26 protein-coding genes and 2 riboswitches are annotated in these 20,541 nt (G+C 65.3%); of the genes, 9 read left to right on the forward strand and 17 right to left on the reverse strand.

Annotation, left to right across the window (positions count from 1 at the left end):
- Positions 1 to 8: 8 nt before the first annotated feature.
- Together EEB15_RS27665 and nth are read right to left on the reverse strand one after the other, a co-directional pair.
- Complete coding sequence (locus EEB15_RS27665) at positions 9 to 1,790, reverse strand: hypothetical protein (protein ID WP_141513196.1); 1,782 nt, start codon at positions 1,788 to 1,790, stop codon at positions 9 to 11.
- A gap of 96 nt (positions 1,791 to 1,886) precedes the next feature.
- The gene (nth, locus tag EEB15_RS27670; protein ID WP_141513197.1) at positions 1,887 to 2,528 is read right to left on the reverse strand and encodes an endonuclease III; all 642 of its coding nucleotides are present in this window, start codon (positions 2,526 to 2,528) and stop codon (positions 1,887 to 1,889) included.
- 61 nt (positions 2,529 to 2,589) lie between these two features.
- Positions 2,590 to 2,688, forward strand: a riboswitch (glycine riboswitch).
- Between the two features lie 14 nt (positions 2,689 to 2,702).
- Positions 2,703 to 2,809: riboswitch (glycine riboswitch) on the forward strand.
- A 31-nt stretch (positions 2,810 to 2,840) separates the two neighbouring features.
- On the opposite strand from nth, the gene EEB15_RS27675 reads away from it, so the two are divergent.
- A complete protein-coding gene (locus tag EEB15_RS27675) occupies positions 2,841 to 4,112 on the forward strand; it encodes a D-amino acid dehydrogenase (RefSeq protein ID WP_141513198.1) in 1,272 nt (423 codons plus the stop codon).
- A 13-nt stretch (positions 4,113 to 4,125) separates the two neighbouring features.
- On the opposite strand, the gene EEB15_RS27680 is transcribed toward EEB15_RS27675, so the two are convergent.
- Positions 4,126 to 5,001: a LysR substrate-binding domain-containing protein gene (locus EEB15_RS27680; protein WP_141513199.1), complete on the reverse strand. Its 876-nt coding sequence runs from the start codon at positions 4,999 to 5,001 to the stop codon at positions 4,126 to 4,128.
- A gap of 82 nt (positions 5,002 to 5,083) precedes the next feature.
- Between EEB15_RS27680 and EEB15_RS27685 the strand changes: the two genes are divergently transcribed.
- Positions 5,084 to 6,058 (forward strand): tripartite tricarboxylate transporter substrate binding protein, encoded by a 975-nt coding sequence (locus EEB15_RS27685; RefSeq protein ID WP_141513200.1) that lies wholly within the window; start codon positions 5,084 to 5,086, stop codon positions 6,056 to 6,058.
- Between the two features lie 5 nt (positions 6,059 to 6,063).
- Positions 6,064 to 7,674 (forward strand): gamma-glutamyltransferase family protein, encoded by a 1,611-nt coding sequence (locus tag EEB15_RS27690; RefSeq protein WP_141513201.1) that lies wholly within the window; start codon positions 6,064 to 6,066, stop codon positions 7,672 to 7,674.
- A 47-nt stretch (positions 7,675 to 7,721) separates the two neighbouring features.
- Here the strand turns inward: EEB15_RS27690 and EEB15_RS27695 are convergent, their stop codons facing one another.
- The 6 genes from EEB15_RS27695 to EEB15_RS27720 are packed head-to-tail and all read right to left on the reverse strand — an operon-like array spanning position 7,722 to position 13,320.
- Positions 7,722 to 8,456 carry an aspartate/glutamate racemase family protein gene (locus tag EEB15_RS27695; RefSeq protein ID WP_141513202.1) on the reverse strand — a complete coding sequence of 245 codons (735 nt, stop codon included), beginning with the start codon at positions 8,454 to 8,456 and terminating at the stop codon, positions 7,722 to 7,724.
- Positions 8,457 to 8,460: 4 nt separating this feature from the next.
- Complete coding sequence (locus EEB15_RS27700) at positions 8,461 to 9,174, reverse strand: GntR family transcriptional regulator (protein ID WP_141513203.1); 714 nt, start codon at positions 9,172 to 9,174, stop codon at positions 8,461 to 8,463.
- On the reverse strand, positions 9,171 to 10,064 hold the full coding sequence (locus tag EEB15_RS27705; protein ID WP_141513204.1) for an ABC transporter permease: 894 nt from the start codon (positions 10,062 to 10,064) through the stop codon (positions 9,171 to 9,173). Before EEB15_RS27705 ends, EEB15_RS27700 begins: the two co-directional genes overlap by 4 nt.
- Positions 10,064 to 10,951, reverse strand: a complete 888-nt coding sequence (locus EEB15_RS27710) for an ABC transporter permease (protein ID WP_141513205.1) — start codon at positions 10,949 to 10,951, stop codon at positions 10,064 to 10,066. The genes EEB15_RS27705 and EEB15_RS27710 overlap by 1 nt, the downstream gene beginning before the upstream one ends.
- Positions 10,952 to 10,965: 14 nt before the next feature.
- Positions 10,966 to 12,240 (reverse strand): PotD/PotF family extracellular solute-binding protein, encoded by a 1,275-nt coding sequence (locus EEB15_RS27715; protein WP_141513206.1) that lies wholly within the window; start codon positions 12,238 to 12,240, stop codon positions 10,966 to 10,968.
- 57 nt (positions 12,241 to 12,297) lie between these two features.
- On the reverse strand, positions 12,298 to 13,320 hold the full coding sequence (locus tag EEB15_RS27720) for an ABC transporter ATP-binding protein (protein WP_141513207.1): 1,023 nt from the start codon (positions 13,318 to 13,320) through the stop codon (positions 12,298 to 12,300).
- Positions 13,321 to 13,376: 56 nt separating this feature from the next.
- On the opposite strand from EEB15_RS27720, the gene EEB15_RS33835 reads away from it, so the two are divergent.
- The gene (locus EEB15_RS33835) at positions 13,377 to 13,538 is read left to right on the forward strand and encodes a hypothetical protein (protein ID WP_158290256.1); all 162 of its coding nucleotides are present in this window, start codon (positions 13,377 to 13,379) and stop codon (positions 13,536 to 13,538) included.
- Positions 13,538 to 13,951, forward strand: coding sequence for a PaaI family thioesterase (locus EEB15_RS27725; RefSeq protein WP_141513208.1), 414 nt, complete (start codon positions 13,538 to 13,540; stop codon positions 13,949 to 13,951). Before EEB15_RS33835 ends, EEB15_RS27725 begins: the two co-directional genes overlap by 1 nt.
- Before the next feature lie 21 nt (positions 13,952 to 13,972).
- On the opposite strand, the gene EEB15_RS27730 is transcribed toward EEB15_RS27725, so the two are convergent.
- From EEB15_RS27730 to EEB15_RS27755, 7 genes are all read right to left on the reverse strand, one after another.
- A complete protein-coding gene (locus EEB15_RS27730; RefSeq protein ID WP_141513209.1) occupies positions 13,973 to 14,155 on the reverse strand; it encodes a DUF3606 domain-containing protein in 183 nt (60 codons plus the stop codon).
- 96 nt (positions 14,156 to 14,251) lie between these two features.
- Positions 14,252 to 15,568, reverse strand: coding sequence for a HipA domain-containing protein (locus tag EEB15_RS27735; RefSeq protein WP_141513210.1), 1,317 nt, complete (start codon positions 15,566 to 15,568; stop codon positions 14,252 to 14,254).
- A gap of 5 nt (positions 15,569 to 15,573) precedes the next feature.
- Positions 15,574 to 15,864, reverse strand: a complete 291-nt coding sequence (locus EEB15_RS27740) for a helix-turn-helix domain-containing protein (RefSeq protein WP_141513211.1) — start codon at positions 15,862 to 15,864, stop codon at positions 15,574 to 15,576.
- A 95-nt stretch (positions 15,865 to 15,959) separates the two neighbouring features.
- Complete coding sequence (locus EEB15_RS33840) at positions 15,960 to 16,112, reverse strand: hypothetical protein (protein WP_158290257.1); 153 nt, start codon at positions 16,110 to 16,112, stop codon at positions 15,960 to 15,962.
- Between the two features lie 43 nt (positions 16,113 to 16,155).
- Positions 16,156 to 16,875, reverse strand: a complete 720-nt coding sequence (locus EEB15_RS27745) for an SRPBCC family protein (RefSeq protein ID WP_199236651.1) — start codon at positions 16,873 to 16,875, stop codon at positions 16,156 to 16,158.
- Between the two features lie 14 nt (positions 16,876 to 16,889).
- Complete coding sequence (locus tag EEB15_RS27750; RefSeq protein WP_141513212.1) at positions 16,890 to 17,462, reverse strand: TetR/AcrR family transcriptional regulator; 573 nt, start codon at positions 17,460 to 17,462, stop codon at positions 16,890 to 16,892.
- 41 nt (positions 17,463 to 17,503) lie between these two features.
- Positions 17,504 to 18,412, reverse strand: a complete 909-nt coding sequence (locus EEB15_RS27755; protein ID WP_141513213.1) for a LysR family transcriptional regulator — start codon at positions 18,410 to 18,412, stop codon at positions 17,504 to 17,506.
- A 102-nt stretch (positions 18,413 to 18,514) separates the two neighbouring features.
- On the opposite strand from EEB15_RS27755, the gene EEB15_RS27760 reads away from it, so the two are divergent.
- The 3 genes from EEB15_RS27760 to EEB15_RS27770 are packed head-to-tail and all read left to right on the forward strand — an operon-like array spanning position 18,515 to position 19,666.
- Positions 18,515 to 19,069: a flavodoxin family protein gene (locus EEB15_RS27760; RefSeq protein WP_141513214.1), complete on the forward strand. Its 555-nt coding sequence runs from the start codon at positions 18,515 to 18,517 to the stop codon at positions 19,067 to 19,069.
- Positions 19,070 to 19,079: 10 nt separating this feature from the next.
- The gene (locus EEB15_RS27765) at positions 19,080 to 19,283 is read left to right on the forward strand and encodes a 4-oxalocrotonate tautomerase family protein (protein WP_141513215.1); all 204 of its coding nucleotides are present in this window, start codon (positions 19,080 to 19,082) and stop codon (positions 19,281 to 19,283) included.
- On the forward strand, positions 19,280 to 19,666 hold the full coding sequence (locus tag EEB15_RS27770) for a nuclear transport factor 2 family protein (protein WP_141513216.1): 387 nt from the start codon (positions 19,280 to 19,282) through the stop codon (positions 19,664 to 19,666). The genes EEB15_RS27765 and EEB15_RS27770 overlap by 4 nt, the downstream gene beginning before the upstream one ends.
- Here the strand turns inward: EEB15_RS27770 and EEB15_RS27775 are convergent.
- A complete protein-coding gene (locus tag EEB15_RS27775) occupies positions 19,654 to 20,067 on the reverse strand; it encodes a hypothetical protein (RefSeq protein WP_141513217.1) in 414 nt (137 codons plus the stop codon). The two genes, EEB15_RS27770 and EEB15_RS27775, sit on opposite strands and share 13 nt — an antisense overlap.
- Between EEB15_RS27775 and EEB15_RS27780 the strand changes: the two genes are divergently transcribed.
- Positions 20,066 to 20,536, forward strand: coding sequence for a GNAT family N-acetyltransferase (locus EEB15_RS27780; RefSeq protein ID WP_141513218.1), 471 nt, complete (start codon positions 20,066 to 20,068; stop codon positions 20,534 to 20,536). The two genes, EEB15_RS27775 and EEB15_RS27780, sit on opposite strands and share 2 nt — an antisense overlap.
- The last annotated feature ends 5 nt before the right edge of the window (positions 20,537 to 20,541 follow it).

A 20,541-nucleotide genomic window follows, 5' to 3' on the forward strand; every position in this document is an offset into this window, starting at 1 on the left:
TATGCCCGTCACTCTCTCATCGTCGAGATTTCGATCGTCGTGGCGCCGGCCGGCGTGAGCGTTGCCGACGTGCAGCCGCCAGGGCCGTTGATCACGGTGATCTTTGCGCCGGCATACGCGGAGTCGAATCGCACCAGGCCTTCACCATTGGTGTTGGCCTCTACCGGCCCGCCGGGTGTGAGCTGGAACGCCAGCTTCGCGTTCACGACGGGGTACGGGCCTTTTTCGCGAAGAATCCTTCGGCCCCCGCTCACGTACTCGTACCAGCGGTCGATCCGCATCACTTTCAGCTCGAGCGCGCGCGCCAGGTCCCTGAGTTTCGCGAGTTCCGTTTCGGCCTTGAGAAGGAGCGCCGGAAGGTGCATCCCGAGCGAGAACGACACCACCGAGTAGGTCCACGCCTCGGTGGGCCCTTGGCCCCGCTTGGCGCCCACGACCGCGTAGAGGTTCTGTTGCATCACAACCGGCCTGCACGGGATCGCATCGATCACAGGCAGCCACGCTGGCGTGGGGCCGCTCTCCAGCTTGCCCTGCTCCAGCACGACGGCCGCGGGCGGGAAATTTTTCGTGCATGCCGGATCGGCCGAATCGACGGTGTTTGCCAGCAGGACGCGCACACGGGTGTTGTGCTCGGTACCGGGCGCGGCCTTCTCGATCTCGAGGATCAGCTTTGCGGATGCGGGGAGCGCGTCCGCGCCGGTACCGAACCAGAACATGTCATGCGCATCGCGCTCCGAACGCTTGTCCGGCTTCCATCGGGTACGGGTCTTGGCAGCCTGATCGTATGAAACCAGCCGCGATGTCTGGCCATCGCTCACGAGGATCAGTTTCTCGCGGGGGCTGATGTCGATCTGGTGCCAGCCTTCGGCGGGCCCGTCCATTTCAATGAGCGGTGGTTTCGCAGGGTCCAGCGTCCTGGCAAAAAGCGCCTTGCCGAGGATTCCGCCGCCGAGAAGCATGCCGTCCTGGAAGCGCAACGGGGCGACGCGTCCGGCCACGGGAGCGGCGGTTGCCCGCCAGCCGGGGAGTACCGCGAGATCGCCGGTGGCGTTGATCGCGTTGATGCCGCCGGTGGCGGTAACGTAGTAGAGAAAGCAATCGACCTTGCCGTCCGGGCGCTGAACCTCGGCGAGGACCAGCTCGGGGCGAAGCGGCACATCGGATCGGATTGCAACCGGGTCTTCGAGCGCCGTGCTGGCGGCGATCACCCGGCCGTCCATGCACAGCGAGAACACCTGGCTGGACAGCCGCCCTTCCACTTGGTGCTTGCGCGCGACCGGCGGAGAATAGTCGATGCCGCGCGCGTTCAGCTGCGCCGCGCTCAGTTCCGCGGCGCGTGCCGCAATCTGGACGGGGGAAGCTGCAATCAGCGACAGCGTGTACCGCTGGCGGGCATCAATCAATTTGGAGAGCAGGACCCCATCATTGCCGGCGAGTGGGTAGATGCCGTCGGGCGGCCACGGATCGCCATCGTCGATGGACCAGTGCACGCCTGTGGAGAGGTTGACTGCCGAAAACGGCTTACCCAGCGTCAGGTCATAGTTGATGAGAACGGGACCATCCTGCACGTACAGCGAACTCGCGCTGACGGTGAAGCCCGTGATCCACGACCTTTTCGCGATGGTGAACCATTCGAACTGCCGGTCGCCCACCGCGAAGACGGACAGGGCATCGGGCCCGCCGGCAATCAGCAGGCCGCGCTCTTCAACGAGGACCGGGTCGAAAAGCGGCGTACCGGGAGCGAGGCCGAAGCGGCGTGACTGCCACCGTGGGGTAATTGCAATAGCCAAGATGACCACCCTCCTTTGTAACAATTTATTTCAAGGAGCGTACGGGCAACGCGGGCAATTGGCAAGCTGTAAAACCCCGCAGCGGTTCGCCAGGCGTCATCGGGGCGGCGCCGTCTTGGGCTTGTAATCGCAATACTGGATCACCGCGCATTCCCAGCAGCGCGGCGTGCGCGCGACGCACACGTAGCGGCCATGAAGAATCAGCCAGTGGTGCGCGTCGGCCATGTATTCCTTGGGCACGCGTTTCATCAGCGCCTGTTCCACCGCCACCACGTCCTTGCCGGGCGCGAGGCCCGTCCGGTTACTGACGCGAAAGATGTGCGTATCCACCGCCAGTGTCTCTTCGCCGAAAGCAACATTCAGCACCACGTTCGCCGTCTTGCGGCCCACGCCGGGCAACTCTTCCAGCGCCTCACGCGTGCGGGGGATTTCACCACCATGCTTGTCCATGAGGATCCGGCAGGTCTTGAGCAGGTTCGCGGCCTTGGTGCGGTACAGGCCGATGGTCTTGATGTAGCCCTCGAGCCTTTCCAGTCCCAAGTCCAGGATCGCCTGCGGCGTGTTGGCGACAGGGAACAGCCTGCGCGTCGCCTTGTTGACGCCGACGTCCGTGGCTTGCGCGGAGAGCAGCACCGCCGTGAGCAACTCAAAGGGCGTGGTGAACTCCAGCTCGGTGGTGGGCAGCGGATTGGCGGCGCGCAGCGTCGCGAAGAAAGGTTCGATGTGTTCGCGTTTCATGCAGGAAAAGTCAGGGGCGTATTGCTCAGGTGTTAGCGGGATTGTGCAGGCAACGGTTTAGAATGGCCGGGCAGGAGAGCAGGCGGCGCAAGCCGCTTCACCGAAGGCGCAAACTCCCATGAACGCTCAGGTAGGCCTCGATCTTCATTGACCGGGCCACGTACTGCACCATTTGAATTGCCGTCTGGAGAGCCGCAGCGCAAGCTGCGCACCGAAGGAGAAAGGCCCGCAGCGTGTGCTGCGAGCCGAAGCTCTCAGGTACCAAGGACAGGGGGAGCGGCCCAATGAACGCAAGTTCAAAAGGAAGCTCTCATGCGAGTCATCGTGCTCGGCGCCGGCCTGCTCGGCGTCACCTCCGCGTATTACCTCTCCCAGCTTGGCCACGAAGTCACCGTGGTCGACCGGCAGGCCACGCCCGCCGCCGAAACAAGTTTTGCCAACGGCGGGCAGATCTCGGTGAGCCACGCCGAGCCCTGGGCCAACCCCAGCGCGCCGCTGAAGGTGCTGCAATGGCTGGGCAAGGAAGATGCGCCGCTGCTGTTTCGCATCCGCGCCGACATGCGCCAGTGGATGTGGGGCCTGCAGTTCCTGCGCGAATGCTCGCCCGCGCGCACGCGCCACAACATCGCGCAGATCGTGAGCCTGGGCACCTACAGCCGCCAGATGCTGCAGGATCTGCGGCGCGCCACCGGGCTGCGCTATGACGAGCGGACGCAGGGCATCCTGCACTTCTACACGAGCCAGAAAGAGTTCGACGGCGCACTGGCGCCCGCGGAGCAGATGCGCGCGCTGGGCTGCGAGCGTCTCGTCATCTCGGCGGACGAAGCAGTGCGCATCGAGCCCGCGCTGGGCTCGATCCGGCCCCAGCTGGCCGGCGCCACCTACACGGCCGAAGACGAATCGGGCGATGCCAACCGTTTCGCGCGCGAACTCGTCAAGCTGTGCGAAGACGCCGGCGTGAAGTTCTTGATGAGCCACACCATCACCGCGCTGCGCGAGGCGGGCGGGCGCATCGATCACGTGGAAGCCACCGACGGCGAGGGCCGTTTCCAGAGGCTGCGCGCCGACGGCTACGTGCTGGCCCTGGGCTCACTCAGCCCGGTGTATGCGAAGCCGCTGGGCATCGAGCTTCCCATCTATCCGGCAAAGGGCTATTCAGTGACCATCCCGGTGAAGGACGCATCCAAGGCGTACCAGGTCTCGCTCACGGACGATGAATTCAAACTGGTCTTCTCGCGCTATACGTCACATGAGGATGGCCGCGGCGACCGGATGCGCATCGCGGGTACCGCGGAGCTCAATGGCTACGACCGCGACCTCAACCGCGTGCGCTGCGAGGCCATCGTGCGCCGGGTCGAGCAGTTGTTCCCGGGCGCGGGCCATTTGGAGCAAGCGCAATTCTGGTCGGGGCTGCGTCCGGCGACACCCAGCAACGTGCCGCTGATCGGCAAGACCCGGCTGGCCAACCTGTTCCTGAACACCGGCCACGGCACACTGGGCTGGACCCATGCCTGCGGTTCGGGCAAATCGGTGGCACGCATCGTCAGCGGGCTCGCGCCCGAGGTGGACTTCGCTTTCCAGTAGCGGGCGCAAAAACCTATGGGGCCAGGCGCGCGTGAAACTCCTTCACCACAGCCGCCACCACCGCCGCATTCGACGGCTCCCTGCGTTGCGCCAGCGCGATCGTGCGGGCCTCGGCACCAGGGAGCTCGATCACGCGCAGGCGCGGGTCGGCTTGCCAGCGCGCGTCGCGCAGCAAGGGCAAGATGGAAACGCCCAGCCCCGATCGCACAAGGTCGACCACGCTCTCGATGGCATTGAGCTCCATCAGCTCTTGCGGCCGAACGCGCAACTTGCGCAAAGTGCGCTCCACGAGCTGGCCTGTGTGTTGCGTGCGGTCGAAACGAATGAAGGGATGCCGTTGCAGCAGCAGCCGCGGCGTTGCGTCTTCCACCGCGCGGCCCGTGAGCAGCACCATGGGCTCGGCGTACAAGGCCGTCCAGACCAGATCGGCCGGCGCGGGCCCCAGCTCGCGCACTGCAACAGCCGCATCGAGTTCGCCACCGGCCACCCGCGCCAGCAGTTCGACGGACTTGGCGGCCGACACATGAAAGTCCAGCTTCGGGTGCCGCGCCTTCAGTGCCACCGTAGTCTGGATCAGCGGGCGCACCGCGGACACGATTGCGCCCAGGTGCACGGTGCCGGCCATCGGTTCGGGCGTGGGCACGCTTGCCACAAGCTGGTCGTATTGCGACACCAGCCGGCGCACGCCGGGCAGCAGGGCGCGGGCTTCGTCCGACAGCACCACCGACTTGCCCTGGCGCTGGAACAGCGGGCGCCGGAATTCGGCCTCGAGGGTGCGCATCTGCTGGCCCACGGCCGCCTGAGTCAAGGCCACGCGGTGCGCTGCGGCGGCGAAAGAGCCTTCAGCGGCGACGGCCAGGAAAGTGCGCAGGACGCGGATGCTGCTCATCCTGCGATGCTAAAGGAAAACTATCGTCACGATAAAGCAAGTTTCGCTTTTGCTTTTCGATGCGGGTTTCGATAATCACAGCATGAAGACTTCCATCCTCGCCGCGGTTCTGTTCGCTGCCGCCGCTTGCTTGACCGTGGCCGCACCCGCCCATGGGCAGAGCTATCCCAACAAACCCATCCGCCTCGTCGTTCCTTTCCCGGCCGGCGGCGCGACGGACATCTTCGCCCGCGCCGTCTCGCAAAAGCTGGGCGAGAGGCTGGGCACCACCATCGTGGTGGACAACAAGCCCGGCGCAGGCGGCACCATCGGCTCCGACATCGTCGCCAAGGCGCCCGCCGACGGCTACACACTGCTGCTGGCCACCAGCAGCACGCACTCGATCGGTCCGAGCTTCGGCAACAAGCTGCCGTATGACGCTGTGGCGGACTTCACGCCCATCGCGCACGTCGGCAATGCGCCCAGCATCATGGTCGTGCCCAACAGCGCGCCGGCCAAGTCCGTGAAGGAATGGATCGACTACGCGCGCAAGAACCCCGGCAAGCTCAACTACGCGAGCAGCGGCAACGGCACCGTCGTGCATCTCACGTCCGAATACTTCAAGGCACAAGCGGGCCTGTTTCTTGTCCACATACCCTACCGCGGCACAGCCCTCGCCATCCCCGACCTGGTGAGCGGCAAAGTCGATCTGCTGTTCGACTCGCTCCCCAGCGGCCTGCCGCACGTGAAGGAAGGGCGGTTGCGCGCGCTGGGCATCACGTCGCTCAAGCGCTCGCCGCTGCTGCCCGATCTGCCTGCGATTTCTGAAACGGTGCCGGGCTACGAGTCGGTGACCTGGTTCGGGTTGTACGGTCCCAAGGGCATGCCGGCAGAGTTGGTGGCCCGCGTCAACACCGCGTTGAACCAGGCTCTGCAAGAGGCTGATGTGAAGGATCGGCTGGCGCGCCTGGGCATCGACCCGGTGGGCGGCACGCCGCAGCAGTTCACCGCCATGGCCGCGACGGACATGGCGAAGTGGAAGAAGATCATCCAGGAACGCAAGATCGCCGCCGAATAGACATCATGAACTTCAACTTCCACAACCCCTATCCCACCACCCGCCTGCCCGTCTTCGCGCGCAACGTCGTGTCCACGTCCCATCCGCTCGCCGCGCAAGCGGGCCTGCGAATGCTCTGGAAAGGCGGCAACGCCGTCGATGCGGCCATTGCGGCGGCGGCCGCCATGACGATCTGCGAGCCGGTGAGCAACGGCCTGGGCAGCGACGCCTTCGCCATCCTGTGGGACGGCAAGGAACTGCACGGCCTCAATGCGTCCGGCCGCGCACCTTCGACGTGGACGCCGGATTACTTCAAGCGCAAGTACGGCGACGGCGTGACAACACCGCCTAAGCGCGGCGTCGACTCGGTCAGCGTCCCGGGTGCGGTTGCCGGTTGGGTCGCGATGAGTGAGCGCTTCGGCAAGCTGCCGTTCGCCGATCTCATGGAGCCGGCCATCGAGATTGCCGAGCGCGGCTACCTCTTGCCCGTCGTCGTGCAGCAGAAGTGGGCGGCGGCCACGCCGGAACTGCGCAGCCAGCCGGGTTTTGCGCAGGCGTTCCTGCCGTGGGGCCGCGCGCCTGAAGTCGGCGAGCTGTTCCAGTTCAAGGCCGCTGCACGAGGCTTGCGTTCTATTGCGCAAAGCAAGGGCGCGGCCTACTACGGCGGCGAGATCGCGCAGGCCATCGAAAAATTCGCGGCAGAGAACGGCGGCAGCATCACGGCGAAGGACTTCGCGGCCTACCGGCCTGAGTGGGTCCAACCCCTCGGCAAGAACTACCGCGGCCACACGCTGCACGAGATTCCGCCCAACGGCCAAGGCATCGCCGCGCTGATCGCCTTGGGCATCCTCGAGAAGTTCGACATGGCCGGCATGCCGGTGGACGGAGCGGACTCGCAGCACGTGCAGATCGAAGCGATGAAGCTCGCCTTTGCCGACGTCTACAAGTACGTCGCCGAGCCGGCGTCGATGGAGGTCACGGCCGAACAGATGCTCGATGATGACTACCTCGCCAGCCGCGCCAAGCTGATCGACATGAAGCGCGCGCAAGACTTCGGCGCCGGCAACCCGGTGAAGGGCGGCACGATCTACCTCACCACGGCCGACGAGAGCGGCATGATGGTGAGCTTCATCCAGAGCAACTACATGGGCTTCGGCTCCGGCTGCGTCGAGCCGCAGTTCGGCATCAGCCTGCAAAACCGCGGCCACGCGTTCAGCCTGCAGCCGGGGCCCAACCAGGTGGCGCCCGGCAAGCGGCCGTTCCACACCATCATTCCGGCTTTCCTCACCAAGGACGGCCAACCCGTCATGAGCTACGGTGTGATGGGCGCCAACATGCAGCCGCAGGGCCACATGCAGACCCTGGTGCGCATGCTCGACTACAAGCAGAATCCGCAAGCGGCGTGCGACGCCCCGCGCTGGCGCTACAACGCCGGGCTGGAGATCAATGTGGAGCAGCAGATGGACAAGACCACTGTGCAAGCGCTTTCCGAGCGCGGCCACCGGGTGGAAGTGATCAACGACAACTACCAGGACTTCGGCGCCGGCCAGTTCATCTGGCGCGCGGGGGACCCGCAGCGCGAAGGCTACATCGCCGCCAGTGACTCGCGGCGCGACGGGCAGGTGGCGGGGTTCTGATGACGGGCAAGCCGCCCCCGGCTTGAAGGTGTTCTACCTACAGCTCTTCACAGCCCCAGCGCCGCCAGCTCCGCCGACACGTTTTCCCAGGGCACGTCGAACCCCGCAGTCACGCGTGGCGTCGGCGGCGCGTGGCCGCGCAGCGCCCAGCGTGCGCCGGCCAGCACGCTGTCGATCAGCGGCACACCCAGGCCGGGCTGGATCCCGGCGGCCATGCCGGCCAGGCCCGCGCCGCCCAGGATGACGGCTTGCACCCCCAACTGGCGCACCGCGTCGCGGCAGGCCTGTGCCAGCAGCGCGCGCGCCGCCGCGGGGTCGGCCGCCAGCTGTGCGCCGGTCGGCACGACCGTGTGGATGCCCGCCAGCGCGGGTGCGTGGCCCAGCGCCTGCGCGAGGCGCTGCAGCATCGGCGCCCAGCGCGTGCCGCCGGTGACGACGGCAAAGCGGCCGTGCCGCGCGGCTTCGATGAAGGCTGCTTCGGCCAGGCCCGTCACCTGCGCCGGGCTGCTCTCGCGCAGCGCCAGCAGCCCGGGATCGCCAAAGCAGCCGATCAACACCGCGTCGGGCGCGGGGCCGGGCTGGGCGAGTGCCGCGGCCCACGCATCCAGCGCTGCGTGCGAGGCAACGGCATAGCTCGCTTCATCGGCGATATACGGAGCGCCGAAGCGCGCGGTGACGGTCCGCACCCGCACGTGCAGCCCGGCTTCGGCCTGCACGTGTCCCTGCAGCAAATCGCTCACCGATGCCGAAGTGTTCGGGTTGATGACAAGCAGTTCGCGCATGGATTCAGCGCGGTTGGCCGAACAAAGTGGTCAGGTCGGGTGCGGGATCGGCGGCGCTCGAGAATCGCAATTGCCCTTCCAGCCGCGTCAGATGGTCGCGCATGCGTCGCCCCGCCTCTGCCGCGTCGCCCAGGCGGATGGCGTCGAGCAGGGTGCGGTGTTCGCGGCAGCCGCACGCCGTGGCTTCCTCGCGCTCGCTCGCGTGGGCCGAGCTGTAGGTCATGAGGATCAGCGAAGTGCGCGAGGTGAGTTCGCGCAGGATGCGGCCTAGCGTCTGGTGGCCGGCGCGCTCCGCGATGTGCAGGTGGAAGTCGCCCGACAGGCGGATGGCGCGGCGCATGTCGCCGGCCAGCCGCGCCGCCTCTTCGTCCTCGATGCAGGCCCTCAGACGCTTGATGTCGGCCTTGCCGGCCTTGGCGATGAACAATTCCACCAGCCGCGGCTCGATCAGTCGGCGCGCCTCGAACACTTCGCGCGCCTCCTGTTCGCTGGGCTGGGCAATCGCGGCGCCGCGGTTGGGGATCAGCGTGACAACCTGCTCGTTGGCCAGCCGCATCAGCACCGGCCGCACGCGCGTGCGCGACACCCCGAAGGCCGCCGCCAGCTTGTCTTCGACCAGCTTGGTGCCCGGGGGCAGCCGATGATCGAGGATGGCGGAGATCATCCGCTCGTACATCTCGTTGTCCGTGAGGGCTGTCGCGGTGGGAACATCGCTCATGGCAAAGCCTTTCCTTGCCTGCGGCCCAGCCACATGGCCAGGCCGACAGTCACGCCCATCACCAGGAACGACACCACCGTCGTGACGGTACCCAGCGCATAGATGGCCGGGGTCGTCACGGTGGAGGTCAGCCCCTGCAGTTCGAGCGGCAGCGTGTTCACGTCGCCGATGGCCTGCGAAGTGCGGGCGATCTCGTCCCAGCTGAGCGTGAAGCCGAACATGCCGATACCCACCACCGACGGCCCGATCAGCGGCAGCACCACGTGGCGGAAGGCCTGCCACGGCGTGGCGCCGAGGTCGCGGGCCGCCTCTTCATACGCGGGGTTGAAACGATTGAACACCGCGAACATGATAAGCAGGCCGAAGGGCAGGGTCCAGGTGAGATGCGCGCCCAGCGCGGACGTCATGAGGCCCAGCGCGGTGCCGTAGTTCTCGAGCAGGCCTTCCGCGCCCATCGCGGCCAGCGCGGATTTGACGCCGCTGTCGATCAGCCGGAACTGCAGGCCTATGCCCAGCGAGACGATGATGGACGGCATGATCAGGCTGGCCACGGTGACGTAGAAGAGGGCGTTGCCGCCACGCAGTCTCTTGCGGAACGCCAGCCCGGCCAGCACCGACAGCGCGACGGTGAACGCCGTCACCACGGCGCCCAGCAGCAGCGAGCGCCGGAAGGCCGCGCCTATGTCCACCGTGCCCAGCCCCTCGGCCAGCTTGTGGAACCAGTGCAGCGACACACCGCGCAGCGGAAACGTCAGGCCGCCTTCCGGTCCCTGGAAACTGAGGACGAAGATGGTGAGCATCGGCCCGTACATGAACAGCACGAACAGCGCGAACACGAAGGCCAGCGGCCAGAAACCGGGGGCGCGGGCGTCGGAAACGCGGGCCTGCATCAAAGCTCCCTGCGGATGTCGACCAGCCGGGTCAGTCCCCAGATGATCATCAGCACCACCGCGAGCAGGATCACCGCGTTGGCCGCGGCCAGCGGAAACTGCAGGTACGAGGTCTGCACCTGGATGATCTTGCCCACGGAGGCAATCTGCTGGCCGCCCATCACGCCGATGGTGACGAAGTCGCCCATCACGATGGTGATGACGAAGATCGAGCCGATGATGATGCCCGTGCGCGACAGCGGCACGATCACGTTCCAAAGCGTCTGCCAGCCGGAAGCGCCCGAGTCGCTGGCCGCCTCCAGCAAACTGCGATCAATGCGCATCATGCTGTTGAAGATGGGCACGATCATGAACATGGTGTAGAGGTGCACGAACGCCAGCACCACGGAGAAGTTGGAGAACAGCAGCCATTCGACCGGCTGGTTCGCCACGCCCGAGCCCACCAGGACCTGGTTGACCAGGCCGTTGCGCCCCAGCAGCGGCACCCAGGAGATCATGCGGATCACGTTCGACGTCCAGAACGGCACCGTGCACAGGACGAACAAGGCCGTCTGCACGCCGGGTGAACGCACGTGAAACGCGAGGAAGTACGCCACCGCAAAACCCAGCAGCAGCGTGATGGCCCAGACCAGCAGGCAGAACTTCAGCGTCGACAGGTAAGTGGCCAGCGTGACGCACAGATCGCCGCGCTCGTTGAGATGCCCGCAGCCCTTGAAGATGGACAAGTAGTTGTCGAGCCTGAATCCAGGCAGCAGCTCGTACTCGTTGAAGCCCCAGAAGCTCACCATCAGCGTCAGAGCCAGCGGGACCAGGAAGAACAGCACGAACACCGCCGCGAACGGGCCGGCCTGGAGCCAGGCGGGAATGCTTCGGTGGGGACTGGCCATCGGGGGTGGGTCAGTTACGCTGCGACGAACTCGTTCCACTTCTGGACCATGTACTCGTTCTCGTCCATGATCGCATTCCAGCAGGCGATGCCGCCCATCCGCTGCTCGTAGCTGCCGCCGTCGCGCACCGCGCCGGTCTTGGCCAGCACGTCGCCGTTGGGACTCTTGATGTCCTGGCTGGCGGGCTTGCCTTCCATCCAGTAGGCCCACTCGTACGCCTCCATCTTGGCCTTGGCCGTCTCCAGCACCGCGCTGTAATAGCCCTGGCGGTTCAGGTAGGCGCCGGCCCAGCCGTCGAGGAACCAGTTGATGAACTCGTAGGCGCCGTCCAGCTTCCTGCCCGACAGCGTGGCCGGCACGCCGAAGCCGGCGGCCCAGGCGCGGTACCCTTCCTTCAGCGGCTGGAAGCTGCAGGCAATGCCCTTGGTGCGCACGGCCGTGACGGCCGGCGACCACATCGACTGGATCACCACTTCGCCCGAGGCCATCAGGTTGACCGACTCGTTGAAGTCCTTCCACAGCGCGCGAAACTGGCCGGCCTTCTTGGCCTCGATCAAGGTGGCGATCGTCAGGTCGATCTCCTTCTTCGTCATGTTGCCCTTGTCGGGGTACTTGTACTTGCCGGTCGCCTCCACCACCATCGCCGCGTCCATGATGCCGATCGAGGGGATGTTGAGGATGGCGGCCTTGCCCTTGAACTCTGGGTTGAGCAGCTCGGCCCAGCTGCTGATGGGCCGCTTGATCAGGTCGGGGCGGATGCCCAGCGTGTCGGCGTTGTAGACGGTGGGGATCAGCGTCATGAACTGCGTGGGCGTGGCCGAGAACTTCTTGCTCTTCTCGCCTTCCAGGTAGATGACTTTCTTGGGCGCGGTGCCCTGGTCGCCCACCTTCTTGCCGGCGACTTCACCCTTGGTGAACAGGGCGGTGATCTTGTCGGCGTTCTTGATCTTCCGGGTGTCGATGCCCTTCAGGTTGCCGGTGGGCACGATCTTCTTGAGCGAGAAGTACTCGGTGTCGATCAGGTCGAAGCTGTTCGGCGCGGTGACGGCTCGCTTGGTCACGTCGTCGGTGGTGACGGCCACGTACTGGATGGTGATGCCGGTGTCGGCCTTGAACTTCTCGGCGATGGCCTTGTCCTGGTTCACAGCCGTGCCCAGGTAGCGCAGCGTGATCTTCTCCTGCGCGTGGATGGCAGGTGCCAGGCCGGTGGCCAGGATGCCGGCCGTGCCCTTGAGCAGCGAGCGCCGTTGCAGGCCGTTGAGAGTGGAAGCTGTGGTGTCGTCGGACATGGGAAACGCTCCTTGCGGGTGATGAATCGGTGAACTGAAAACGGCGGTGCGGCTGGCCTATGCCGGCAGGGCATGCGCGCTGCCGGCGGCCCAGGAAAGGTGGACGGCCTCGCCGGTCGAATAGGGCTGGTCCGCGAACCGGGCTTCGGGCAGCATCACGGACACGTCCTTGATGCCCGCCGCGTCTCGCGCCCGCAGGCCCAGCAGCACATAGGTGCCCTGGTACTCCACGTCGGTCACGGTGCCGGCAAGGCCGGGCAGTGCGTCCGTGCCCGCGCCGGAAGGCGCGATCAGCATGTGGTCGTTGCGCACGGCAACCTTGCCGGCCTCGGTGTCGATGACGTTGTGGCCGCCCATGAAGCGCGCGATGAATTCGGTGGCCGGCGCGTTGTACACCTGGTGCGGCGTGCCCACCTGCTCGATGCGGCCCTGGTTCATCACCACCACGGTGTCCGCCAGCGCCATCGCTTCTTCCTGCGAATGGGTGACGTGGATGAAGGTCAGCCCCAGTTCCTTCTGCCAGCGGCGCAGCTCCGCGCGCATCTGGATGCGCAGGAACGGGTCCAGCGCCGAGAGCGGCTCGTCCAGCAGCAGCACGCGCGGCTGCGTGATGAGGGCCCGCGCGAGCGCCACGCGCTGCTGCTGCCCGCCCGAAAGCTCACCGGGCTTGCGCCGCACCAGGTGGCCCATGGCCACGCGCTCCAGCAGATCCTGCGCGCGCCGGTGGCGATCGGCCTTGGCGACGCCCTTCATCTTGAGGCTGAAGGCCACGTTGTCCAGCGCGCTGAGGTGCGGGAACAGCGCGAAGCTCTGGAACATCATCGCTGTGCCGCGCGCCGCGGCGGGCAGGGTGGTGATGTTGCGGTTTTCCAGCAGGATGTCACCGGTGGTCACGCTCTCATGCCCGGCGATCATGCGCAGCGTGGTGCTCTTGCCGCAGCCCGAGGGGCCGAGCAGGCAGCAAAAACTACCGCTGGAGATGCGCAGGTCGATGCCGTCCACAGCAGGCGCGCCGTCATGCGCGTAGCGTTTGGTCAGCGCGACAAGTTCAACGGCGGCGGAGGCGGGGGCAACGTCCATGCCTTCCCCTGATGCACATGACGTGCCAGCTTTGTACGCAATCTAATGTTCAAATTGTGTACAAAAAGCACGAACATGGTGCGCAGTGCACCGGCTCAGAGCGCCGCTGCCCCTTGATGCTCTATAACGCGAGGCTGGACATCAACATGGAGCAGCAGATGGAAGTGATCAACGACAACTACCAGGATTTCGGCGCCGGGCAGGTGGCGAGGTTCTGATGGCGGGCAAGCCGCGCTTCTTCCACCACGTCGGCATGCACTTCGACGAGGCCAGCGCCGGCCACGCTCGCTGCTCGCTCGCGGTGCAGGATTTCCACATCAACAGCACCGGCGTCGTCCATGGCGGTGTGCTGTTCACGCTGGCCGACACGGCGATGGGCGCGGCGGTTTACTCGTCTCTGGAAGACGGCGAGATCTGCGCGACCATCGAGATCAAGATCGCCTACTTCAAGCCGGTGTTCGAAGGCGACCTGGTGTGCACCGCGGTGCTCGTGAACAAGGGCAAGTCCATCGCCAGCCTGGAAGCGAGCATCCACCAGGACGGCGTGCTTGTGTCCAAGGCCAGCGGCACGTTCTCGATCTTTCGGCGAAAAACAGACGGGCAGTTGGCAGGGCCGCCGGTGACGGGCTGAGGCGCGGACTGCGGGCCGGCGCTACTTGCGCTCGCTCAGGTACTCGCGTACCTTGTCGGCGCGGTCGCCCACGGCTTGCACGGCTTCCTTCACGCGTTCGGGCGTAGTGTTCATGCTCTTGGCCCAGTCGCGCAGTTCGTAGTCCTGGTTGACGTTGATGCGCTGGCGGTCTTGGCCGCCGGACTTGCTGGTGTCGTCGGACATGGATGTCTCCTGTTCAAATGGCAAACAGGCTCATCCTAAGAACCGGCAGGCTCAGCAATTTGTAGGACCGGGCCTGAACCTCGTTTATCCGGTGAATCACTTCAACGGGCCGCCAAAGCGGGCCGCGTGCGCGAGCACGCCGGCCCGGATGGGCTTCCACACCTTGAGCGGAAAGCCCTCGGGCAGCGATGCTTCAACTGTATCCAGTGCGTCCGGGACAGCTCGCACAAGTGCGACCATGCGGTCGAATGCCCCGGGCACGCCCGACTGTGCAGCCAGCAATTGCCAGTGGCGTGTGTGTACTTCATGCAAGTGGTAGTGCACGTTTTTCGAACGCAGAGCCATCGCCAGCTTGGCGCGGCGTGGCGACAGCTGGTTGGCGCCGTTGCCGATGATGGGCCACGCCGACAGAACGTCGTACAAGGGTGTCATCCGGAACACACCACCCGGCCCCAGGAAGATGGAGAAATTCTTGGCGTGGCCGTCAGTAGCGGCCATCAACCAGAAGGCCAGTTGGGCCAGAACGAAATTCAGTTTGGCTTCTTGCGCGCCGGCACTGGCCGACAGCAGCTTGAGGCCGGCGGCGATGCCCGGGCCGCCGTCGCTTTCGTACTTCAATTGAGAAGGCACGCCTTGCGCCTGGCAAAAGTCCTCCTGGGGGAGCCGTGCGATCCAGGTTCCACTGTCCATCAAGCGCCGGTCGAAGCGCTCGACGATCAGGACCTTTTGAGTGCCGAACCGGGCCATCTCGGCGGGTGCGATGTTGAATCCCAGCGCGGCCAAGAGCTGGCCGCAGACCCACTCATTCTCAACCGACGAAGTCATGTCCGCCCGCATGTTGCCCACCAGGCCCAGCGGCAACTTGAAAATGTGAGTGGTCGGCGTTGCGCCCAGCGGCTTGTGCCAACGCCGGCCGATGCGAAGCAGTGCCGTTTTCTCCTGCGCGCCGGCGATGGAGATGCGCAAGTCTTCGCCGTCGTCATCGGCTCGGTCGTCAGCGGTGACGTTGCGCAGAATGCTTTCCACCTTGGCCTCAGTAAGCGGTTGGCTTTCGATTCGGTCTATCTTGGGTGGTGGGCTCCCGGCCGGCAGCAGCTGTACGGCGCCGACGCAGTCGCGGCCTATCGCTGCGAGCAAATCGGCGGCGCTGGCGGATGGCGAGCGAAACCTGCGCCGCAGGCGCTCGCGGATTCGCTCGCTATCGGGAAGCAGGTTGTCGAACCAGTGCTCCACTGCCCGGCCGTGAATCTCGGGTCGGCCGGCCGGTATCGGCAGCGACAGCGAAAGCGGGCGCATATGCTCCGAACGCAGCCACGTGTCGCTATACCGGAAGCCCGCGGTGCCGGTGCGCGTCCAGAACCATGTGCCGACATGCTCGCCATTCATCCAGACATCGAGATTGGGTTGAGCCATCGCGCTTACCAGCTGGGGCCGGGTTCTTTGGCTTTGTGCGCGGCGCTGGTAGTAGCGGCCGGATACGGCTCGGCGTTGGAAAGGAGGAGTCTCGCGTCCAGCGCATGAAGAACTTCGATCAGTTGCTCGACGCTGATGGCGCCTGGGCTGCGCTCGATATCGGCGACACGGACTTGCTTGACGCCGATGCGCTGGCCCAGTTCGGCCTGTGTCATGCCGCGAGCCTTGCGAAGCGACTTGAGATGTGCCGATAGCTGGCTTGCTGCCTGGATGGCGAGGGGTTGAGGTGATCGCATGATATCGCCTCCTAGCGATATATGCATTTTATCGTGAAATGACGATGTTATCAACTAATCGTTGATTGGCGATATGACGCCAAGCGAAGCCCGGTTCAGCGAACCGCCGCCCCCTTGTTCCTCAGCGCCTGCGCCGCCGCGCAAAAGCCCTGCTGCGACGCGATCTGCGTCACTTCTCCCTCGTTCAAATACGCCCGTTCAACCCGTCCCGCGATTCCCCCGCCCGATGCTTCCTTGATGAAGCGCATCGCATTCAAATAGTCCTTCACTGCCTTTTCGCAGCCAGGCGGCTCAGCCGACGCACCCATGCTGGCCCGGGCCTGAACCGGTGCCGGGCGAGCCTGCGCCGCGGCTCCGTTCGGGTACGCCAACACCAGCGCGGCTGCGATGGATGCCGCCATCGATTTCGCGATTGTCATGATCGGTCCTCCCTGAACGCCGATCTTGTCGAACTCGTGTGTCGAATGCGTGAAAGCCGCGCGGTGCGAGGGGACGTAAGCTGGCTGTCACGGACCGCGCCGGCGCCTTTCCGCTCGAGTGCCACCACCGCAGAAAGCGCACCCAGGGCGACCAAGGGACGACCTTGGGTTGGTTGCCCAGCGCGGCCTGGGCCCGCGACAACAAATCCTCGACCAGGGCGTTGTGCAACGGCCGGACCACGAACGGCCAGAGCAGGTGGGCGGTGCCTTCAAGCTTCATCTCGATGCGGTGTTCCAGGATGCAATGCATGGCCGTCGCATCCAGGACTTCGCAGGCGTGCCAGCCGTTGAATCCCTTGGGTTCCGTGAACCGAAAGCGGATCGACTCGCCCGGCACGTAGGCTTCGACGAAGTACCCGATGGGCCCGTGGCCACCGGTGGCACCCACGCCCAGTGGGCGATCGAACTTCATGCGCGGCCAGGTGTCGGTGGGCCACAGCACGTCTTCGGGCGACGACAGTGCAGCGATCAGCGCGCCGACCTGCTCGGGGCTGGCGTACAGCAGGCGCTGGTGGACGTTGACGATTTTCATTGGCTTCTTTCAAGTCACGGCGCCACCGCCATCCACGCCGCATGCTCCAGCGCCGCGCGCACCTTGGGCACCACTTCCGGCTTGGACTGACGCGCCCAGTGCGGCGTCAGCGATATCGCCGGAGAGAACACAACGGCGGTCCAGATGGGGAAGGGCAGGTCGCGCATCTCGCCGGCATCGACTTTCTGCCGCAACCACGTGGCCAGCACATCGAAGCCTTCGGCGTTGGCCGTGGTCCATTCGCCGACATCGGCCAAGCCGCTGCGCCGCAATTCATGCAGCAGGCGGGCACTCAACGGGTTATCCACCACCCACTGGATGTAATTGCGCACCAGGCCCTTCACACCCGACTGCGCGGTCGCTCGGCCGTGTATGGCCGTCATCAGCGTGGCGTGGAAGTCGCGCAGCGTGTGCGCGTAGAGCGCGTCGGCCAGCAGCGCCTTGGTGGGGTAGTGGTGGTAGAGGCTGCCGTTGCTCACGCCGGCCTCCTGCCGCACCTGGTCCATCGACGTGGCCGCGAAGCCTTGCCGCAGGAAGACTTGCGTGGCGGCTTCGAGCACACGGGATTTGGTGGAGGTGGGGTCCATGGATTGGAGTATCACTCCAGAGTGACACTCCAGTCAAGTGCCTAAGCCATCGCCTGCGTCAGGTAATCGATAAACACCCGCACCCTCAGCGGCATATGCCGGTTCTGCGGATACAGCAGCGAGAACGGCCGAGACCGCCCCGCGTAGGGCTTCAAGATCTCCACCAGCGTGCCGCGCTTCAAGTCTTCCTCCGCGATGAAGCGATAGGTGTGCAGCACGCCCGCTCCAGCGCGCGCGAGCGTCACCGTGGCCAACAGGTCGCCCAAACAGCGATACCCGCCCTGAGTCGCGATCTCCACATCTTCGCCGTCACGGCGGAACGACCATTGCACCGTCTGCCCCGAACTCGGCAGCTCGAACTGGATGCAATCGTGCTGTGCCAGGTCTTCGAGCGTCTTCGGCGTGCCCGCTTGCTTCAGGTAGGCCGGCGCGGCAACCGCAACCAAAGGCGCGTCCATCAACCGCCGCGCGACCATGCCCGAATCGGGCGGCGTGCGCCCGCGGATCGCCAGATCGAAACCCTCCGCCGTGAAGTCGACGTTGTGGTTGCTCAATTGAATGTCGACGTGCACCTTGGGGTAGCGCTGGCGGAAGGCGGGCAGCAGCGGCAGGATGCGGTAGTGCCCCAGCGGCGTGGGCGCGCTGATGCGCAGCACGCCCGCCGGCTCGGCCTGCGTGCCTGTCAGCTCCCGCTCGGCCTCCGTCAGTTGCGTGAGCGCCTGCCTGCATTGCGCGAAGTACGCGCGGCCGCCATCCGTCAGGCGGATCTTGCGTGTGGTGCGCACGAACAGCCGCACCTGCAACCGCTCCTCCAGTCGCGCCACCGCGCGGCTCACCGCCGCCGGCGTGATGCCAGCCACCGCGGCCGCAGCAGTGAAGCTTTCCAGCTCCGCCGAGAGGCAAAACAGCTCGATGCTGCCCAGCATCACGTCGCCGAACTGGCGGTTCATGGATTACCTCGTGTAATTTATGAAGTGCATGCGGGCTAGTTTATCAACCAAAACATCGCCAATAGCATCGAACCCAGATCAACACCCCTGGAGCTACCGGCAATGACATCCCCCATCAGCATCGTTTTCCACAGCGGCTACGGCCACACCGCCAGGATCGCCCAAGCCGTGGCTGAAGGCAGCGGCGCCACGCTGCTCGCCATCGACGAACACGGCAACCTCGCACCCGAAGGTTGGGAGCGGCTGGCCGCCTCGAAAGCCATCATCTTCGGCACGCCCACCTACATGGGCAACGTGAGCTGGCAGTTCAAGAAGTTCGCCGATGCGTCATCGGCCGTGTGGTTCAAGCAGGGCTGGAAGGACAAGTTCGCCGCGGCCTTCACCAACTCGGCGAGCGTTGGCGGCGACAAGCAGTCCACGCTCTACACGCTGTTCACCTTGTCGCAGCAGCACAGCATGTTGTGGGTCGGCACGGGCATGATGCCGGCGAACGCGAAGGCCTCGACGCGCGACGATGTGAACTACCTGGCCTCGTTCGCGGGCCTGGCCACCGCCACGCCGTCGGACGCCTCGGCCGATGAAATGGTGCCTGGCGACATCAAGACGGCACGCCTGTTCGGCGAGCGCGTGGCCGACGTCGTGCGGCGCCACAACTGAGGGGCGCGCCATGCCTTACGTCAACATCCAGATCACCCGCGAAGGCGTGAGCCGCGAGCAGAAGGCCGAATTGATCCGCGGCGTGACGGACCTGCTGGTGCGCGTGCTCGACAAAAGCCCCGCCACCACGCACGTCGTCATCCAGGAAGTCGATTTGGACAACTGGGGCGTGGGCGGCCTGCCGGTGCCGGAATTCCGAAAGGCGCAGCGATGAGCGCTTTTGACGAAGTGATGGAGGTGCTTGGCGAGTACCTCGACGGCCTGTATCACAGCGACACCGCGCGCCTGCGCCGCGCCTTCCACCCAGAGGCGCACTACTTCTGCGCGACGGATGGCGAGTTGCTGCACCTGGACATGGCAACGTACTTTCCCATCGTGGACAAGCGCCCGTCACCGGCCAGCCAGGGTCACGCGCGAACCGATCGCATCTTGTCGATCGAATTCGCCGGCCCGGTGACGGCCTTCGTCAGGCTGGAATGCTCGATCCCGCCGAAGTTCTTCACCGACTTCTTGACGCTGGTGAAGCTGCAAGGCCGCTGGCAGATCGTCAGCAAGGTCTTCCACTATGAAGTGGCCGGCGAGCTTCAGGCGAAGTGAACCACCAGCCCCAGCACGTAGAGCACCGTGGAAGTGACGACGCCGCGGAAGGGGATGCTGAACCAATAGCGCCGCGCGAGCGTCACATAACCCACCAATACCGCCAGGCCCACGGCCAGGAGAAACGGCGACTCGAAAAACATGCGCGAGTGGGCGAGCGGCAGGTATGCATACAACACGCCGAAGAAGATCACGCCGAACGAGTGGCTGGCGTTGAAGCCGATCCAGCAGCGCCACATCGTCGTCTCTCGCGTGAGCACGGGCGACACCTCTGTCATCCTTGCCTTCAGCGCGTCGTCACGCGGGTGCAGTTTGTTGCCGCGATACGTGTACAGCAGGTGGATCAGCCCCAGGACGAGCGCGATAACCGCGCCTGCGGCGATGAAGTAGGAATCGAGCATGGTCGGCTATTCTCACACCATGAACATCCGACCTGTCCAATTGCAAGACTTCGACCAATGGAAAGTCCTTTGGGACGGCTACAACGCGTTCTACGAACGCGTCGGCCCCACGGCCTTGCCGGAGAACATCACACAGACCACGTGGCAGCGCTTTTTCGACACATACGAGCCGGTGCACGCGCTGGTGGCCGAAGTCGATGGCCAGCTGCTGGGCCTGGTGCACTACCTGTATCACCGCAGCACGACCAGCATCGGGCCGAACTGCTATCTGCAGGACCTCTTCACGGCGGAAGCGGCGCGGGGGAAGGGTGTGGGCCGTGCGCTGATCGACGCCGTGATCGACATCTCCAAGGCAGCAGGTTGCGGCCGGCTGTACTGGCACACCCGTGAAAGCAACGTGACCGCGCAGCGGTTGTACAACCAGGTGGCCGAGGGTGGTGGCGTGATGGTCTACCGGAAGATCTTTTAGGGCGA

Source organism: Ramlibacter sp. WS9 (assembly GCF_003797765.1).
Taxonomy (GTDB): Bacteria; Pseudomonadota; Gammaproteobacteria; order Burkholderiales; family Burkholderiaceae_C; genus Ramlibacter.

What these genes read in the sequence shown, in the direction of transcription:
- EEB15_RS27745 (WP_199236651.1), bottom strand. Translation starts at nt 16,875, where the DNA reads ATGAAAATCGTCAACGTCCACCAGCGCCTGCTGTACGCCAGCCCCGAG.
- EEB15_RS27690 (WP_141513201.1), top strand. Translation starts at nt 6,064, where the DNA reads ATGAACTTCAACTTCCACAACCCCTATCCCACCACCCGCCTGCCCGTC.
- nth (WP_141513197.1), bottom strand. Translation starts at nt 2,528, where the DNA reads ATGAAACGCGAACACATCGAACCTTTCTTCGCGACGCTGCGCGCCGCC.
- EEB15_RS27705 (WP_141513204.1), bottom strand. Translation starts at nt 10,064, where the DNA reads ATGCAGGCCCGCGTTTCCGACGCCCGCGCCCCCGGTTTCTGGCCGCTG.
- EEB15_RS27710 (WP_141513205.1), bottom strand. Translation starts at nt 10,951, where the DNA reads ATGGCCAGTCCCCACCGAAGCATTCCCGCCTGGCTCCAGGCCGGCCCG.
- EEB15_RS27750 (WP_141513212.1), bottom strand. Translation starts at nt 17,462, where the DNA reads ATGGACCCCACCTCCACCAAATCCCGTGTGCTCGAAGCCGCCACGCAA.
- EEB15_RS27735 (WP_141513210.1), bottom strand. Translation starts at nt 15,568, where the DNA reads ATGGCTCAACCCAATCTCGATGTCTGGATGAATGGCGAGCATGTCGGC.
- EEB15_RS27755 (WP_141513213.1), bottom strand. Translation starts at nt 18,412, where the DNA reads ATGAACCGCCAGTTCGGCGACGTGATGCTGGGCAGCATCGAGCTGTTT.
- EEB15_RS27700 (WP_141513203.1), bottom strand. Translation starts at nt 9,174, where the DNA reads ATGAGCGATGTTCCCACCGCGACAGCCCTCACGGACAACGAGATGTAC.
- EEB15_RS27725 (WP_141513208.1), top strand. Translation starts at nt 13,538, where the DNA reads ATGGCGGGCAAGCCGCGCTTCTTCCACCACGTCGGCATGCACTTCGAC.
- EEB15_RS27780 (WP_141513218.1), top strand. Translation starts at nt 20,066, where the DNA reads ATGGTCGGCTATTCTCACACCATGAACATCCGACCTGTCCAATTGCAA.
- EEB15_RS27775 (WP_141513217.1), bottom strand. Translation starts at nt 20,067, where the DNA reads ATGCTCGATTCCTACTTCATCGCCGCAGGCGCGGTTATCGCGCTCGTC.
- EEB15_RS27770 (WP_141513216.1), top strand. Translation starts at nt 19,280, where the DNA reads ATGAGCGCTTTTGACGAAGTGATGGAGGTGCTTGGCGAGTACCTCGAC.
- EEB15_RS27695 (WP_141513202.1), bottom strand. Translation starts at nt 8,456, where the DNA reads ATGCGCGAACTGCTTGTCATCAACCCGAACACTTCGGCATCGGTGAGC.
- EEB15_RS33840 (WP_158290257.1), bottom strand. Translation starts at nt 16,112, where the DNA reads ATGCGCTTCATCAAGGAAGCATCGGGCGGGGGAATCGCGGGACGGGTT.
- EEB15_RS27720 (WP_141513207.1), bottom strand. Translation starts at nt 13,320, where the DNA reads ATGGACGTTGCCCCCGCCTCCGCCGCCGTTGAACTTGTCGCGCTGACC.
- EEB15_RS27740 (WP_141513211.1), bottom strand. Translation starts at nt 15,864, where the DNA reads ATGCGATCACCTCAACCCCTCGCCATCCAGGCAGCAAGCCAGCTATCG.
- EEB15_RS27730 (WP_141513209.1), bottom strand. Translation starts at nt 14,155, where the DNA reads ATGTCCGACGACACCAGCAAGTCCGGCGGCCAAGACCGCCAGCGCATC.
- EEB15_RS27760 (WP_141513214.1), top strand. Translation starts at nt 18,515, where the DNA reads ATGACATCCCCCATCAGCATCGTTTTCCACAGCGGCTACGGCCACACC.
- EEB15_RS27765 (WP_141513215.1), top strand. Translation starts at nt 19,080, where the DNA reads ATGCCTTACGTCAACATCCAGATCACCCGCGAAGGCGTGAGCCGCGAG.
- EEB15_RS27680 (WP_141513199.1), bottom strand. Translation starts at nt 5,001, where the DNA reads ATGAGCAGCATCCGCGTCCTGCGCACTTTCCTGGCCGTCGCCGCTGAA.
- EEB15_RS27715 (WP_141513206.1), bottom strand. Translation starts at nt 12,240, where the DNA reads ATGTCCGACGACACCACAGCTTCCACTCTCAACGGCCTGCAACGGCGC.
- EEB15_RS27675 (WP_141513198.1), top strand. Translation starts at nt 2,841, where the DNA reads ATGCGAGTCATCGTGCTCGGCGCCGGCCTGCTCGGCGTCACCTCCGCG.
- EEB15_RS27685 (WP_141513200.1), top strand. Translation starts at nt 5,084, where the DNA reads ATGAAGACTTCCATCCTCGCCGCGGTTCTGTTCGCTGCCGCCGCTTGC.